Consider the following 16,110-nt stretch of genomic DNA (forward strand, 5'->3'; position numbering starts at 1 on the left):
GGCTTTCTTTGTTGCCAGCCCCCTTGCGACGGGGTTCAGGCAGCGCACGCGTGCGCCACGATCAGCGCGTTCGCTTTGTATCGGCGATGTCGGTGTGGAAAGTGGTGCTGGGGACGGAACCGTGAAATTTCAATAATAACTTGATAAACAGTGATGAAGTGAGATTCGATTTTTGGTGTGGCCCCCAATGTGGCCCCCATTCGGATCGTGCTGACCCACTTTACCCAACAGATTTGTACGTCTCTGTATGCTGCTGAACGCCTGTAATCAGGCGTCCTGAATGCCTTTCCCGGTGGAGCTACGCCAACTCTCTCAGAAGGATTTCCGCCTGTGCGAGAACCGTCTGAACGGCTTCATCCGCCAAGTCCGGCGGGTAGCCATATTTTTTCAGGATGCGTTTCACGAGCACCCGCATTCGCGCGCGGGCGCTTTCCCGCTGGTGCCAGTCCACGGTCACGTTGCCGCGCAATTGTTCGAGCAATTCGTGGGCGATCAGCCGGAGCTTTGCGTTTCCCATCGCCTGCACGGCGCTCTCGTTTTCGGCAAGGGCATCGTAGAAGGCGACTTCTTCGGGGCTAAGCCCCTGTTCCTCGCCCCGCGCGCGGGCGGCTTGCATGTCCTTGGCCAGCGCGATGAGTGCCTGAATCATCTCCACGGCGGAAATCGCGCCCGTATGATAACGGGCCACGGCTTCTTCCAGCCGGTTGGAGAATGTGCGGCTTTCAACCAGGTTGGTTTTGGACCGGCTGACAATCTCGCCGTTGAGGAGCTTCTTCAACGCTTCGAGCGCAAGGTTCTTTTTCTCCATCTTCCCGACTTCCATCAGGAATTCGTCGGAGAGAATCGAGATGTCGGGCGACTGGATGCCCGCGACTTTCAGGATATCGATGATTTCCGAAGAGGCGACGGCCCGGTCCACCAATTGCTGGACCGCAAAGGCGCGATCCTTTTCGCTGATCTTTCCGGTCGCCGTCGTCTTGGCCAGCGCCGCCCGGATCGCCTGAAAGAAGCCGACCTCATCGCTGATGGCCCGCGCTTCGTCGCTGCCAGAGGCCAGCGCATAGGCTCTGGACAGTTCCAGCACCATGTCGAGATAGCGGCGATGGGCGCGCTTCTTGTCTTCGGCATCCTTTTGCCGGGCGGCTTGCACTTCCTGCCACTTGAGCACCCAGTCGATCGCCCCGCCAAGGCAGATCAGGCGCTCGCGCGGTTGGCCGTCGATGCCGGGCCGATAATCGAAGCCGTGGAAGAGGTCGCAAATGGCCTCATACCGTTCCATCATCGCGGCAACGGGGGCGGCTTTATCAATGCCGGTCTTGTCGCGGTCTGAATCGGTATATTGGCCAAGTGCGCTACGCAGGTTTTGCGCCACGCCGATGTAGTCCACCACCAGCCCGCCGGGCTTGTCCCTGAACACCCGGTTCACGCGGGCAATCGCCTGCATCAGGCCATGGCCGCGCATCGGCTTGTCGATATACATCGTGTTCATGCACGGCGCGTCAAAGCCGGTCAGCCACATGTCGCAGACGATCACCAGCCGCAGCGGGTCGTCCGGATTGCGTGCCCGCCTGGCAAGGTCGTCCCGGCGCTTCTTGGCGCCGATATGCTGCTGCCAGTCGAGAGGGTCGGATGCGGCCCCGGTCATCACGATCTTGACCGCGCCCTTGTCGTCGTCGGTCGAATGCCATTCCGGGCGCAGCGCGATGATGTGATCATACAGCGCCACGCAGATGCGGCGGCTCATGCAGACGGCCATTGCCTTGCCGTTCATCGCCTCGATGCGCGCTTCCAGGTGGGTGACCATATCCGCAGCGACCTGGGCCAGCCGCTTGTCGGCCCCGACCAGCGCCTCCACGGCGGACCACTTCGCCTTCATCCTCTCGGCTTCGGTCAGCGAGGCATCTTCGACCAAGGCTTCGATTTCCGCGTCGATGAGGGGCTTTTCATCCTCGTTCAATTCGATGCGGGCAAGGCGGCTTTCATAGAAGATCGGCACGGTGGCGCCGTCTTCCACGGCGCGGCTGATGTCGTAAATGTCGATATATTCGCCGAAGATGGCAGGCGTGTTGACGTCTACCGCCTCAATCGGGGTGCCGGTAAAGCCGATGAAGGAGGCGTTGGGCATCGCCTGCCGGATATAATGGGCATAGCCATAGCGCCTGAGGCCGGTTTCCCGGTTGAGCCTGGATTCAAAGCCATACTGGCTGCGGTGCGCTTCGTCGGCGATGACGATGATGTTGCGCCGATCCGACAGCAGCGGAAAACTCTCTTTCCCGCGCTCGGGCGAAAACTTCTGGACGGTGGTGAACACCACGCCGCCCGCCGCCTTGTCGAGAAGCTGCTTCAGGTCCTGCCGGCTGTTCGCCTGCTCGGGGTTCTGGCGGATCAGGTCGCGGCACAGGCCGAAAGTGCCGAAAAGCTGATCGTCCAGATCGTTGCGGTCTGTCAGGACAACCAGCGTCGGGTTTTCCAGTTCTTCGGATTTTACCGCCAACCCGGCGAAGAACGCCATCAACAGGCTCTTGCCCGAGCCTTGCGTGTGCCAGATGACCCCGATCTTGCGATCCCCGTCCGGGCGGGTGGCCTCCACCGCCTGTCGTACCGCCTTTTGCGCGCCGTGGAACTGGTGATAGCCCGCCACGATCTTGAACGGGCCGCTACCATCTTTGGCTCCCCTGTCGCCAAACACGATGAAATCGCGGATCAGCGCCAGCAGGTTTTTGCGGGTGAACACGCCGCGCAGCAGCGTTTCGAGTTCCGGGGTTCCGCGATGGGCAAAATCCTGCCCGTCCACCGTGCGCCACGGCATGAAGCGTTCCGCATCAGCCGTGATCGATCCGATCCGCGCTTCCATCCCGTCGGACGTGACCAGCACGGCATTGGTGCTGAACAGGCTGGGGATTTGGTGAAGGTAGGTTTGCAGCTGGTTGAAGGCGTCGGCAATCGTCGCATTCTGCGAGGCGGCATTCTTCAGTTCCAGCACGGCGAGCGGCAGGCCGTTGACGAACAGCACCACGTCCGGGCGGCGATTGGTGCGGTTCTCGACCACGACAAACTGGTTCACGGCCAGCCAGTCGTTGGCGTCCGGGTTGCCAAGGTCGATCAGCCAGATTTTGGTGGACGCGGTCTTGCCGTCATCCCCGCGAAACTCGACATCGACGCCTTGGGTCAACAGCTTGTGGATGCGCCGGTTTTCCTCGACCAGCGAGGGAAGCTCGCCGGTCAGCACGCGGCGCACCGCCTCGTTGCGCGCGGCTTCGGGCGCATCGGGGTTGATCCGCGCGACCGCCGCCTCCAGCCGCCCGACCAGCACGACATCGCCAAACGAACGCCGCTCCGGCGCGCGGCCATCGGGCGCGATGACCGAGCCGGGGAGGCAGGACCAGCCAAGCTCTCGCAGCGTTTCGAGCGCTGCCTGTTCGACAATGTCTTCGGTGATGCTCATCTCGACCGTTCACCATGCGTGGGGGAGGGCGCGGGCCGGGTACGGCGGCGTCCGGCCATCAGGTGGCCTCGCCCTTGGGCACAACGCGCACCGCGCCGGACATCAGCCGGGGCAGGAGGTAGTCGCGGGTTTCGGCGAGGGTGCGGTTTTCTTCATCGGCGGCTGCCGCACGTGCCCACAATGGAGTGACCAGATTATCGAATGCCTTCCACAATGGCTGATTAGGAGTGACAATTTTCATTTCCCCCAACGCCTTTCTGGAAAGTTCAGTTTGACCTGTGCTCCCTTCACCCATCGATTCAATTTCTGGTTGCAATAACCGGAGATTGATACCGAGATAATATAGTCCAATCTTGGACTGGTCAGCGCGAATAACGGTTAAATGGCTATCGGCAATCGTGATTTTATCGACATGCCATATTTGCGCGACGCGGCCAAGCGTTCCAACGCCGGTTGAGTTGACCACGATATCGCCGAATTTTAATTCGCGACCAGTGATTGATCGGGCGTTTATATCGTGTTTGCGTGCAAGGGAAAAATTAACTTTTCCATCGCGAACGCACTTCTGGTTTAACACAATCACGCCTTCGTTCACGGTGTATTTTGGAGAAATTCCGCGTCTCAATTCTGATGTTAAATTGCCTATGGTCTCCATTTTCCACCCCACCGGCAAGCCATCATCGCCGAAGGCGGCGGGGAAGAGGGCGGCGAGTTGTGCGGCGCGGGCGGGGTCTGGGGTCAGGCCGCCCATGATCGCTTGCCAGTCGGCCTCGCCAGCCGCCTTGCCCCCCGCGCTGCTTTGCAGTGCAATCTTGCGACGCACGGGGCCGAAATCGACAAACCAATCCCGAAAGATTGCCTGCGCCATTCCCTCCAGCGTCTCATTCATCCGCCGGTTGAGTTCGATTTTTTGATCCAGAAGCGACAGCGTTTCAGCAATGGCCTGCTGAACCTCTTTGCCGGGAATCGTTACGATCAGCTTGTTGAGATCACCTGCCGCCAAGTATGGCAGCGCACTGCCTCGGCTAATGTTGTTGAAGTCAATTCCCTCCAGCACATAGAGCAAGAATGAAGGATTGATGTCGCCCGTTGGTACGGCGCTCATCATGTTGTTGTCGATGATCGTTTCACGCACCAGAACACGTCTGCGATTAGCTCGCAGGGCTTCACCGATCTTTGCAAAAACCACCGATCCGGACGGGTGCAAACGATACTTGGAAGCGTCGGCTTTTTGTATCCAGTTGTTCGACCGTTGAATGAACCTCTCGTTGCCAGGCAGGTTCATGTCGCTGACCTTGATGAAAGGATATTCCCCTGCCGCGATCCCCTGCTTTTCTTTTGGGAAAGCATCGCCCGCCTGAAATTTGCACAAGCCGCCAAGTGGCGTCTCGACCCACTCAGTCATTCGCGGCCACTCCGCCAAGCACAATTTCAATGGCTGTGGACAGGTCTTGAGCGGCAGCAAATTGCTCGCTCAGCTTAGACCGCAAATCGGAAAACCGTTCTTCAAACGACACCCCGTCATCTTCGGCATCTTCCGCCCCAACATAGCGCCCCGGCGTAAGCACAAATCCATGATGGCGGACTTCCTCAAGGGTCGCTGATTTGCAAAAACCGGGAATGTCCTGATATTCTTCAAGCTCGGCATCTGGCTTGGCCCGCCAACGGTGATACGCTCCGGTGATCGCGGCCATGTCACTTTCGGAAAACTCGCGGCGGGTGCGGTCCACCATGTGGCCAAGGTTGCGGGCATCGATGAACAGCACTTCGCCGCGCCGGTCGCGATGGCCATTCGCGCTCTTGTCGCGGGCCAGGAACCACAGGCAGGCGGGAATCTGCGTGGAGTAGAAAAGCTGGCCGGGCAGCGCGACCATGCAATCCACCACGTCGCCCTCGATCATCGCCTTGCGAATTTCGCCCTCGCCCGATTGCTGCGACGACATCGAGCCATTGGCCAGCACCACGCCCGCCGTTCCGCGCGGGGCCAGGTGGTGAAGGATATGCTGCAACCATGCGAAGTTGGCATTGCCTGCGGGCGGCTGGCCATATTTCCAGCGAACGTCGCCCTCAAGCTGGGGCTGCCACCAGTCCGAAATGTTGAACGGCGGGTTGGCCATCGCATAGTCGAACTTGAGCGTGGGGAAGGCGTCGTTCAAAAACGACCCTTCGTTGTTCCACTTGATGTCCGCATCGATGCCGCGCACCGCCAGGTTCATCTTGCACAGCTTCCACGTGGTGTGGTTGCGCTCCTGCCCATAGATGGCGATGTCGCTGCGGCGGCCCTGATGGTTTTCGATGAACCGTTCGGACTGCACGAACATGCCGCCAGAGCCGCAGGCGGGATCGTAAACCCGGCCATGATGCGGCTCCAGCATCTCCACGATGGTCTGCACGACGGATCGCGGCGTGAAGAACTCGCCCCCGCGCCGCCCTTCGGCCCCGGCAAACTGGCTGATAAAATACTCGTAGGCGCGGCCCAGAAGGTCTTTCGATTTCCCATCAGGCTCACGCATCCCGACCTTTGAAAACAGGTCGATCAGTTCGCCCAGCATCGTCTTGTCGAGTTGCGGGCGGCCATAGTCCTTGGGCAAGACGTCCTTGAGCACGGCGGCATTGGCGCGCTCGATGGAATCCATCGCGTTGTCGATCAGGTTGCCGATGTCGCCCACCCGCTCCTTGCCGGTGGTCACATCGGTAAAAGTGATCTGCGGGCGCTTGGCATTGGCCTGCAAATGGTCCCAGCGCGCTTCGGGCGGCACCCAGAACACATTGGCGGCGAGGTATTCTTCGGGGTCTTCGGGATCGGCAAATTCTTCTTCTGCCAATTTCGCGCGATGCGCCTCGAATGCCTCGGAAATGTATTTCAGGAAGATCAGGCCCAGCGCAACGTGCTTGTATTCCGAAGGCTCAAGATTTCCGCGCAGCTTGTCCGCTGCCTTGAAGAGGTCCGCCTCAAACCCAAGATCGCTGCCGCTATTCGATTGAGATGCCATTGAGGAGATTCTTGCCCATTCATAGTTTGGGCCTCGGGTTAGCGCGGCATGGCCGCCTTGCCAACCAAGTCATGGATAAGGCACGAACCTTTCAGATTAAAGATTGGCCTTGGCTGCAAGTGCCTTGAGCAGGGCGCGGACCTCGCGGTCTTCGGTCCAGTCGGCGTCGTTCGTTGCCATCATGCCCCGGATCAACTCGGCCTGCCGGTGAGGGGCCAGGGTGCCATAGCTGGTCAGGGTGGTCATGGCGCGGGCGTGGCCCAGGTTCTGCGACCAGGCCTTGAACGCCTCGATATTGGGGCACACCCGCTCGCCAAGCTGGACCAGGGTGTCGCGGAAGGAATGCGGGTTGAAATAGGGGAGGCCCGCCGCCGCAAAGGCATCGGCGAAAATCTTGCGGACCGGCCCGGCGTTGGTCCACCCGTCGCGGCGCAGGCCTGCTGCCACGAATCCGCCGCTTTCGCCAAGGGCAATGTGGGTGGCGGGAAACAGCGGGTCTTCGTCTCCCCACAGCAGCACCGTGTGTAAGTGCGTGCACCAGTCGCGCACGATGTCCAGCGCCTGGCCACCCACGGGGAAGAACCAGGTGGAAAAAGTCTTGCTGGCCTTGGTTCGCACGTCGCGCGCGTCCTGATCGACGCGGCCTTCTTGCAGATCGACGTGTTTCAAGCGGAACGATGCCAGCGCCCCGTCGCGCGCGCCGGTCAGCAGGGCAAAGGCCACCAGCGCGCGGTTGCGCTTTTCGATGTCGGTGGCGCAGGGCATGATGGACAGAACGTGGTGGACTTGCTCCAGAGTCGGGAACGGCTTGTGGCGCACGGCCTTGGCAATGCGCACGTCGGTATCGGGCAGATTGAAATAGTCGGCATCGCCATAGCGCAGGCAGGATTTGTAACCCGGCTGCCCCGCCAGCCAGACAAAGAACGTGCGCAGGGCCGAAAGCGTGGAATTGACGGTGGCGCGGCTCAAGGGCTTGCCGGTGCGCACGGCGCGTTCGGCATCGAGCTTGCGCTTGAACGCGACGGCTTGTTCGCGGTGGAACTTGCGAAAATCCTTGTGGCCATTGGCCTGTTCGAAGCGGTCCAGCGCCTTGGCCACGGCATCGATCGAGGCTTCGCTGCGGCGCCCGGCTTCCTTGAGATACTGGAAGTATTCCCGCTTCATTCGGGCGTTGGCGGCGTTGTGTTTGGCCATGGTCGGTCGTTCCTTTGGTTTGTCACAATTCAGGGAGGGCGGGGCGCGCTCTATTAGGCGTCAAGGTGCCTGCCTGATTTGGACGGCCAGCCGGGGCATGATGGCGGCAATCATGGCCATATTGGCCCGGCGGTGCATCACGGTGCCGCAAGCCTCGCACAGTGCGGCAAGATTGCCGGTGGCGCCCTTGCCGGGCATGAACTCGACCATGCCCAGCGCGGGTGCGCGGGGTTCGCGGCACCCGAAGCAATAGATCGTCCCGGGCGGGCAAGGGCGCTTGCGGCTGGTCTGGCGGGCCAGCAGAAATGCCCGGGTGGCTTTGCCGTCAAACAGGGTGGGGCGATTGCCGTCGATCGCGGCAAGGCCCGCGCCCTGCCAGTGGCGTACTGTATTCTTGTGTACGCCCAGGCAATCGGCCAGTTCCTGCACGCTGTAGGTGCGATGCAGCTTCACCCGGTGCGGATTGACGCGGCGGGCGGGCACCGGGCTTACTCCTGGCCCGCTACCAGGCGGCGGATCGAATCCGCCTTCACCAGTGTGCGACGGCCCAGCTTGAACGCTTCCAGCCGTCCGTCGGCGATCATCGCGTAAATCGAGGTGCGGCCCAGGCTGAGGGCGCGGGCGGTCTCGTTGATCGAATAGGCAAGGCGTTCCATCGGTGTTGCTCCGTTTGAACCGTGGCGGGTGCCAGCGGATGCAAGGAAGCATCAGGGAAACCGGGCAGTGTGTCGGCCAACAACCGCCGGAAAGGCCGCTAATCTGTTTTAGGCTTTTCGACCATCCGCATTATCTTGGCTGCTCGTTGGCGGATTTGGCTAACGGCTGGGGTATCCTGAACCTGGCTGTTGAACCAATTCGCTATCAGTTCTTCGATCCTAGCTTGTGCCCCAGGCCCGGTTGGCAAGCCATCGGGATGGTGGGCGATGGCAGCGATATGGGCCATAGCGCCTTCCCAGTCCCATTTGGGCGGGCGTCCCACAGGGCTGCGCCGTTCCGCTTGGAATGCCGTAAACCCCATGTTTTGTTTGAGCGTGAAGGAGGGTAGGAGCAGCTCGATCCGGGCCGCTTCGAAGCTTAGGCCTTCCAAAACAGCGCTGAATTCTGCTCGTTCCAATTCGGTTTGCAGAAACGTCGAATCAGGAAAAAACGAATCTCGCAGATCCCCTTCGCCGGGAATGTAGCTGGCCATCAACGTCCCAGCGTCCCAGTCGATTTCATCTGCAACGAGGAAAAAGCCGGGGTCGATTGGCAAGGGGCCATCCATTTCGTCCCACACAACGGGCTCATCATCAAATCTATCGAATGGATCCTTGCTGACCAGACGCTCTGCAACGGCGTGCGGGAATTCTCGACGTATAAGCGCGTCTATCTTGTCGCCTGAACTCTCGCCTGCCTCTTCTATCAAGTAGGCAATGACGGCGATCACTGACGTGTGGGGCTGAACTCTGCCTTTCCCGGTGAAGGCTTGCAGGCCTTCATCAAGCGCCATCCATCGTAGCAGACGTTGAACCCATGGCTTTGGCGCTGCTTGGGACAGGAAGGTCACCGCTTCCGCAGAAGAAATTAGCTTCACTGGTTTGCCCCCGCACGTCGAGGCAACTCAATAACGGTGGCCCCCGTGCGGAGTGTATCGAGATAGTCAGCCCACCATTGCGCCATTTCTATCCGCTCCTGCCAATGCTGCCCCCGGTGATAGGCGGCGCGCACGGCATCCTTGTCTTTGTGGGCGAGGGCCCGTTCGATCGCATCGGGTGACCATTTGCCCGATTCGTTCAAAAGCGTGCAGGCCATCGCGCGGAAACCATGGCCGGTCATGTCGCCATTGGAATAGCCCAACCGCCGCAGCGCCGCGTTGACAGTGTTTTCCGACATCGGGCGAAGATGGGTGCGGATCGACGGAAACACATACTGTCCGTCGCCGGTCAACGCGTGGGCTTGGGCAAGCACGTCGAGTGCTTGGCGTGAGAGGGGCACGACGTGTTCCGTGCGCGCTTTCATCTTTTCGGCTGAGATGCGCCAGACCTTCGTGTCCGTGTCGATTTCCGACCATTCGGCATGGCGCAGTTCGCCGGGACGAACGAAGGCCAGTGCGGCCAATTGCAGCGCGTAGCGCGTGACAGGGTGGCCATCATACCCTTCGATTGCCCGCATCAGTTCCCCGGCCTGCTTTGGCGTCAGAACAGCGGCGTGGTGCTTGGCCTTGTGGCTGGTCAGTGCGCCGCGCAAATCGCGGGTGGGGTCCGACGCGGCAAGCTGGTTGGCGATGGCAAAGCGGAACACCTGGCTGGCGAATTGCAGGGCGCGGTGGGCTGCTTCGGTCCGTCCGGTGGTTTCATATTTCCGGACCGCCTCCAACATTTCGAAGGGCTGGATTTCCGCAATGGGGCGCTGGCCAATGGCGCGGTCCAGCAAGTTCAGCAGCCATTCCTGTTTTGTGATCGTGGCCTGTGCGCGTCCCTCGCGTTTGCACTTGTCGATATAGGCGCGGGCGGCAGCTTGGAACGAGTTGGCGGCGCTGATTTTGGCGGTATGCGCGTCGCGGTGCTTTTTCTCGGCTGGGTCAATACCAGCCGCCAGCGTGGCGCGGGCTTCGTCGCGCAGTCGCCGTGCTTCTTTCAGGTTCACGTCGGGGTAGGCACCAAAGCCAACCTTCTTTTCGACGCGCTTGGGGTTGCCCTGATCGTCGCGGCCATCGACGCGGAACTTGAGCCGCCAGAGCTTGCCGCCCGATGGCTGAACCAGCAGGAACAGACCCTTTTCGTCTGCCAGCTTATAGGGCTTCGCTTGGGGCTTCGCATTTCGGATTGCGGTGTCAGTCAGTGCCATTGGGGGCCACGCCTTTCGCCGGTTTCAGTATGGCCCCCAAGGTGGCCCCCTGAAACGCCCGACTGCGAGCGGACAAAGGCGGACATCAGCGGTTAGGCCGATGCTGAAAATGGCAGAATTTGGGGATTTTTTCAATCTTTGGCAGGCATCAGCGCACAAGCCAATGGTGCCTGGGGACGGAATCGAACCGCCGACACCGTGATTTTCAGTCACGTGCTCTACCAACTGAGCTACCCAGGCATCCGGTCGGAGCGTCTCGGTGGAGAGCATCCGGCGTTTGGTGAAGCGCCCTATGGCGGTGTGGGCGGGGCTTGTCCAGCCCCTCGTTTCATCTATTTTTCCACAGCGTGACACCATTGCGGAAACTTTGGGGCGGAAAGATGGCGTGGCGGAGGGCGTGTTGGCGGATCAGTCCGGGGCTTCGTCTTCGGCGTCGACGGCGCGGCCGGGAAGGGCATAGCCATCGTCGAGCCAGCGCATCAGGTCGCGGTCGCGGCAGCGGTTCGAGCAGAACGGGGCGTGGGCTTCGACGCGCGGCTTGTGGCAGATCGGGCAGCGCTTGACCGGGGAAGGGGGCGGTGTGGTGGATGTCGTCATGATGTCAGGGCCTTATGGTATCAGGGCCTCGCGGTGACCGCCTGGGCGAAACCGGCGGTGGGGGCCAGCGCCTCGTCGAGCTGCCAGTGGAGCGCGCGGCCGGTGCCGCGGGCGAGCAGGGCTTCCCATTCAGGGCGGACGGCGCGGCGCAGGGCCGGGTGGCAGGTGAGCAGGAGCGCGCCGGGGCCACTGACCCGTTCGGCGCGGCGCAGCAACTGGCGCGCGGCGGCGGCCAGCGGGGCGCGGGCAAACAGGGCCGGGAGGCTGGGGCGTTCGAGCCGCGAGACAAGCTGGACGAAGCCATAGCCGTTCATCGCCGTGCGTTCCGAGCGCCAGCCGGTGGTTTCGAGCAGAGCGGCCAGCGCCTCGCCCAGCGCGGTGTCGACGGCCTGTCGGTCGCGCTTTTCGGCCAGGGTGGGAAAGTCGATGCCGATCGAGCCGCCGATGTCGAGTCGGGCGATGGCGGCGACGATGGCCGGCACCGCCGCCAGCGCGAGGGCGGGGAGCGGGGGGAACCCGTCCACGTCGATCAGCGTCATCGCCGGGGTCGGGCTGATGCAGAGGCCCCCGCGCGGGAAGGCGATCTGGCCGCTCATCGCCTCTTCCATCACCTCGTCCCAGCCTGCCTCGTCGAGGCTGCGGTCGGTGACGGGGAGCAGGCGCACCGGGTGGCCGCTCTGGGTGAGGGTTTGCGCAAGAGTGGGGGCGGGGCACGCCTGTTCGGCAGGGCCTGCCGGGCGAGCCATCGGCAGCTTGGTGCGGCCTTTTTCGGCAATTGCGGCGCGGGTCACGCGGAACAGGCCGCTGGCGCCTTCGGGAAGCGCCGGGGTCAGGCCATCGACCAGCGCGGTGGCGCCGTTTTCGAAGACGCCATTGTCAAAGACGAGCGTGCCGCGCCGGGTGCCCGCGATGCGGCTGGTGACGCGGGCCGGGGCGACGAGACCGGGCGCGAGGGTGTTTTCGCCAGCCCAGTCGATGCGTGCGGCCAGGATCGTGCCGCCCTCGACGAGCGCTGCGCGGGTCTCGCCGATGCCCTCCTCAACGAGCCAGGTGGCGGCCACGGGATTGCTCAGGCGAGCAGGCGGGCGGCCACCAGCAGGCGGCGGGTTTCATAGAGAGGCAGGCCCACGACGCCCGAATGGCTGCCCTCGATCCATGCGCAGAAGCCTTCGGCGCTGCCCTGGATGGCATAGCCGCCCGCCTTGCCGTGCCATTCGCCGCCCGCGATATAGGCGTCGATTTCCGCCGGGGTCAGGCGCTTGAAGCGCACGATGGTCTCGCTCAGCGCCTCGCGCAACTGGCCATCGGGGGTGAGCAGGGCGACGGCGGAAAACACGCGGTGGCGGCGGCCCGAAAGCAGGGCGAGGCACGCGCGCGCGGTGGCCTCGTCCTCGGCCTTGGGCAGGATGCGGCGGCCTGCGCCGACCACGGTATCGCCTGAAAGGATCGCGGCATCGGGCGCCATGGCCGCCGCCGCGCGGGCCTTGCCAGCGGCCAGACGCACCGCATGGGCGCGCGGCAGTTCGCCGGGCAGCGGGCTTTCGTCGATGTCGGTGGCAATCACGCTGTCGGGCACGAGGCCGAGGCGCGCGAGCAGGTCGCGGCGCCGCGGGCTGGCCGAAGCCAGCACGAGCGGCGCGCGGGAAGCCGGTGCATGCACGGAAGGCACACTCAGGGAAGAAGCGGCGACCATGATGGGGTCGCCAGCCTCAGTACGAGCCAGGGCCGCCGCGGCCGGGCATGAAGCGGTAGGTGATGCGCCCCTTGGTCAGGTCGTAAGGGGTCAGTTCGACCAGCACTTCGTCGCCGACCAGCACGCGGATGCGGTTCTTGCGCATCTTGCCGGCGGTGTGGCCCAGGATCTCGTGATCGTTTTCGAGGCGCACGCGGAACATGGCGTTGGGCAGCAGTTCGACGACCGTGCCACGCATTTCAAGGAGTTCTTCTTTCGCCATCGGCGGGTTCGGTAGCCTTTTTACGGGGGTGACACGACAGCCATCGGGCAGGTGCCAGGCCCGGTGGAGGGCAGGGAACCAGAAGAAAGCCGAGCGCCACAGGAAAAGAGTGTCGTGAAAACACGACGCGCGTCGCGCCCATAGCCTTCCCCCGGCAAAAAGGAAACCCCCCGAAATTTCGGGCGGGCGCGGGGCGTGCGCCTTCTGGCGCGGACCTGCCGGTGCCGATGGGGGACGACAAATTGATACGATTTGCGTATTGTTTCCATCGGGATCGAAAGCCAGCAAGGGTGGCGTGACCTGCCAACCGGCCAGCCAACAGGAATGCTGCGTTTCAGGATGGTTCGTTTCAGGATGGGCCGTTTCGCGATGAGCAGGTCTTTCATTCAAGTCAGGGATTTCGCGTTCGTGCTTTTTCGCCGCCAGTCGTGTCGCTTCGGGTCGTTGGGTGCGGTGTCCGTGCTGGCGCTGGTTTCTGCTCTGGCGCCGGAACTGGCGATTGCGCAGGCCCAGGCGACACCGCCCGCAGACGCGCCTCCCGCCTCCTCCGGCACGGGGGAGGGGGAAGGCGATGCGCAGGCCGCGACCGCACCGATCACGGTCGATGCCCCGCCGATGGTCACCGCCAGCGGGACACCGGGTGTCGATGCCGATGGCGACGGGGTGGACGACAACACCGGCGAGATTCTCGTCATTGGCACGCCGATCAAGGGGGTGGTCAAGGCCGACCAGCCGCCGATCGTGACGCTCGATGAAGATGCGATCGCGGCCTATGGCGTCAGCTCGATTCAGGAACTGCTTTCGGTGCTGGCGCCGCAGACCGGATCGGGACGGGGGCGCAGCAGCGACGGGCCGGTGATCCTGCTCAACGGGATGCGGATTTCCTCGTTCCGCGAAATGCGCGGGCTGCCGCCCGAGGCGATCCGCCGGGTCGAGGTTCTGCCCGAGGAAGTCGCGCTCAAATACGGCTACCGGCCCGACCAGCGCGTGGTCAATTTCATCCTCAAGGACCACTATCGCGCCTTTACGACCGAGACCGGCGCGAGTGTTCCGGGCAACGGCAGCTATACCGGCCTCAGCGAGGAGGCCACGCTGGTCAGGATCGCCAACAAGGCGCGCCTCAACGTGACCGGAACGCTTTCGTCCCAGGGTTCGATCACCGAGGCCGAGCGCGGCATCACGCAGACCCAGGGCAGCGGATCGGACGTGGCGGGCGACCCCAATCCGGCGGCCTATCGCACGCTTCAGCCCAAGACCAACAGCGCCGCGCTCAACGCCACCTGGTCGAAACCGCTGGCGGTAGGGACGGGGCTGACGCTCAACGCGCTGGTCCAGCGCGATTTCAGCCGCAGTTGGAACGGTCTCAACACCGTGTCGCTGACCGATGATGCGGGCAACGCCGTCAACCGCACGACGACCGCGCCCGAGCCGCTGACCACGCGGACTTATACCACGACCTATTCGGCCGGGGCCGGGCTCAACACCGGGCTGGGGGCGTGGCAGCTTTCGCTTACTGCCGATGGCAGCCATGTCGTGACCGATACGCATATCGACCGCCGCGCCGACCTGTCGGGGCTTCAGGACATGGTCGACGCGGGCACGCTGAGCGCGACCGGGGCGCTTCCGGCAGGGGCCATCGTCGGGGGCGACCCGGACCGCGCGCACAGCCGGACCGACAGCCTGACCTCGCTCGCCACGATCAACGGCCAGCCGTTCCGCCTGCCCGGCGGGGAGGTCTCGCTCACGGTCAAGACCGGCTTTGCCTATTCGGGCATCCACAGCACCGATACCCGCACGACCAGCGGGGCCATCAACCTGCAACGCGGCGACGCGCAAGTGGGCTTCAGCCTCGACCTGCCGATCACCAGCCATCGCGAGAATTTCGGCGCGTTCCTGGGCGACCTCTCGGTCAATTTCAACGCCGAGGCGCATCGCCTGTCCGACTTTGGCGGGCTTTATGACTTTGGCGGCGGGCTGACCTGGCGGCCAACGCAAAAGCTCAGCTTTACCGCCACCTTCATCGGCGCCGAGGCCGCGCCCACCCTGACCAATCTGGGCGCGCCGACCACGACCACGCAGAACGTGGCGATCTACGATTTCGTCAAGAGCCAGACCGTGCTGGCCACGGTCACCACCGGGGGCAACCCGGACCTGCTCAAGCAGCGCCAGCGCGACGTGAAGCTGGCGGCGAACTGGACTTTGCCGTTCCTGTCCAATTCGACGTTCATTCTCGAATATTTCCGCAATCGCAGCTTCAACACCACCAACAGCTTCCCGCTGCTGACCGCGCAAGTCGAGGCGGCCTTTCCGGGCCGGGTGACGCGCAATGCCAATGGCGACATCCTCTCGGTCGATGAAAGCCCGGTGACGTTCGCGCGCGAGGAGAGCAACAGCCTGCGCTATGGCATCAACCTGTCGGGCAGCTTCGGCACGCCCGATCCGGCCATGGCGCGCTCGCGCATGGGGATGATGCGCGGGATAATGCCGCCGCCGGGCGGGCGCGGCGGGCCTCCCGGAGGGCCGGGCGGTCCCGGTGGCCGGGCCGGAGCGGGCGGGCCCGGAGGTCCGGGCGGGCCGAGGGGGCCGGGTGGTCCCGGCGGTCCCGGCGGCTTCGACGGGCGCGGGCGCTGGAATCTCTCGCTGACCCACACGATCATGATGATGAGCCGGGTCCAGTTGACGCCGGGAGGCACGGTCTACGACCTGCTGGGTGGCAGCGCGCTGTCGAGCACGGGCGTGGCGCGGCACAGCATCGAGCTGGAGGGCGGCGGTTTCTATCGCAGCTTCGGCTTGCGCGTGTCGGGCACCTATACCGGCGGGGCGCGGGCGGATTCGGGCACCTCCAACCTTGATTTCCATCCGATCGCCAAGGTCAACGTCCGGCTTTTCGCCGATCTGGGCCGTCGACCCGGCGTGGTCAGGGCCGTGCCGTTCCTCAAGAACGCGCGCTTCTCGCTGTCGGTCAACAACCTGTTCAATGCCATACAGAAGGTGACCGACCAGAACGGCGAAATCCCGCTGCGCTATCAGGCGGGCTATCTCGATCCGGTCGGCCGCCTGTTCAAGGTGGAGTTCCGCAAGCAGTTCTGAGGGCCGGGGC

13 protein-coding genes and 1 tRNA gene are annotated in these 16,110 nt (G+C 63.3%); 1 reads left to right on the forward strand and 13 read right to left on the reverse strand.

Translation table 11 applies throughout. The annotated features are described in order from the left end of the window. Positions 1-298: 298 nt before the first annotated feature. From SBI20_RS13285 to infA, 13 genes are all read right to left on the reverse strand, one after another. Entirely contained in the window at positions 299-3,445 is a 3,147-nt protein-coding gene (locus SBI20_RS13285) for a type I restriction endonuclease subunit R (protein WP_317975475.1), read from the reverse strand. 58 nt (positions 3,446-3,503) lie between these two features. Continuing rightward, the gene (locus SBI20_RS13290) at positions 3,504-4,850 is read right to left on the reverse strand and encodes a restriction endonuclease subunit S (protein ID WP_317975476.1); all 1,347 of its coding nucleotides are present in this window, start codon (positions 4,848-4,850) and stop codon (positions 3,504-3,506) included. Further along, on the reverse strand, positions 4,843-6,438 hold the full coding sequence (locus SBI20_RS13295; protein WP_317975477.1) for a class I SAM-dependent DNA methyltransferase: 1,596 nt from the start codon (positions 6,436-6,438) through the stop codon (positions 4,843-4,845). The genes SBI20_RS13290 and SBI20_RS13295 overlap by 8 nt, the downstream gene beginning before the upstream one ends. A 96-nt stretch (positions 6,439-6,534) precedes the next feature. Further along, the gene (locus SBI20_RS13300) at positions 6,535-7,632 is read right to left on the reverse strand and encodes a tyrosine-type recombinase/integrase (protein WP_317975478.1); all 1,098 of its coding nucleotides are present in this window, start codon (positions 7,630-7,632) and stop codon (positions 6,535-6,537) included. Positions 7,633-7,692: 60 nt separating this feature from the next. Continuing rightward, complete coding sequence (locus SBI20_RS13305) at positions 7,693-8,115, reverse strand: helix-turn-helix domain-containing protein (RefSeq protein ID WP_317975479.1); 423 nt, start codon at positions 8,113-8,115, stop codon at positions 7,693-7,695. Between the two features lie 5 nt (positions 8,116-8,120). Further along, entirely contained in the window at positions 8,121-8,288 is a 168-nt protein-coding gene (locus SBI20_RS13310; protein ID WP_317975480.1) for a helix-turn-helix domain-containing protein, read from the reverse strand. Between the two features lie 98 nt (positions 8,289-8,386). Next, the gene (locus SBI20_RS13315; protein ID WP_317975481.1) at positions 8,387-9,205 is read right to left on the reverse strand and encodes a hypothetical protein; all 819 of its coding nucleotides are present in this window, start codon (positions 9,203-9,205) and stop codon (positions 8,387-8,389) included. Then, a complete protein-coding gene (locus SBI20_RS13320; RefSeq protein ID WP_317975482.1) occupies positions 9,202-10,458 on the reverse strand; it encodes a tyrosine-type recombinase/integrase in 1,257 nt (418 codons plus the stop codon). Before SBI20_RS13320 ends, SBI20_RS13315 begins: the two co-directional genes overlap by 4 nt. Positions 10,459-10,622: 164 nt before the next feature. Beyond that, positions 10,623-10,698 (reverse strand) — tRNA-Phe (locus SBI20_RS13325). A gap of 168 nt (positions 10,699-10,866) precedes the next feature. Continuing rightward, on the reverse strand, positions 10,867-11,055 hold the full coding sequence (yacG, locus tag SBI20_RS13330) for a DNA gyrase inhibitor YacG (protein ID WP_317975483.1): 189 nt from the start codon (positions 11,053-11,055) through the stop codon (positions 10,867-10,869). Positions 11,056-11,075: 20 nt separating this feature from the next. After that, positions 11,076-12,116: a ribonuclease gene (locus SBI20_RS13335; RefSeq protein ID WP_317975484.1), complete on the reverse strand. Its 1,041-nt coding sequence runs from the start codon at positions 12,114-12,116 to the stop codon at positions 11,076-11,078. An 8-nt stretch (positions 12,117-12,124) separates the two neighbouring features. Further along, positions 12,125-12,748: a Maf family protein gene (locus SBI20_RS13340; RefSeq protein WP_317975485.1), complete on the reverse strand. Its 624-nt coding sequence runs from the start codon at positions 12,746-12,748 to the stop codon at positions 12,125-12,127. Between the two features lie 16 nt (positions 12,749-12,764). Then, the gene (infA, locus tag SBI20_RS13345) at positions 12,765-13,010 is read right to left on the reverse strand and encodes a translation initiation factor IF-1 (protein WP_008071722.1); all 246 of its coding nucleotides are present in this window, start codon (positions 13,008-13,010) and stop codon (positions 12,765-12,767) included. A 408-nt stretch (positions 13,011-13,418) separates the two neighbouring features. Here infA and SBI20_RS13350 point away from each other — a divergent pair, with 408 nt between their 5' ends. Next, complete coding sequence (locus SBI20_RS13350; RefSeq protein WP_317975486.1) at positions 13,419-16,100, forward strand: porin family protein; 2,682 nt, start codon at positions 13,419-13,421, stop codon at positions 16,098-16,100. The last annotated feature ends 10 nt before the right edge of the window (positions 16,101-16,110 follow it).

It is taken from the genome of Novosphingobium sp. IK01, assembly GCF_033242265.1.
In the GTDB taxonomy this organism is placed as follows: Bacteria; Pseudomonadota; Alphaproteobacteria; order Sphingomonadales; family Sphingomonadaceae; genus Novosphingobium; species Novosphingobium pituita.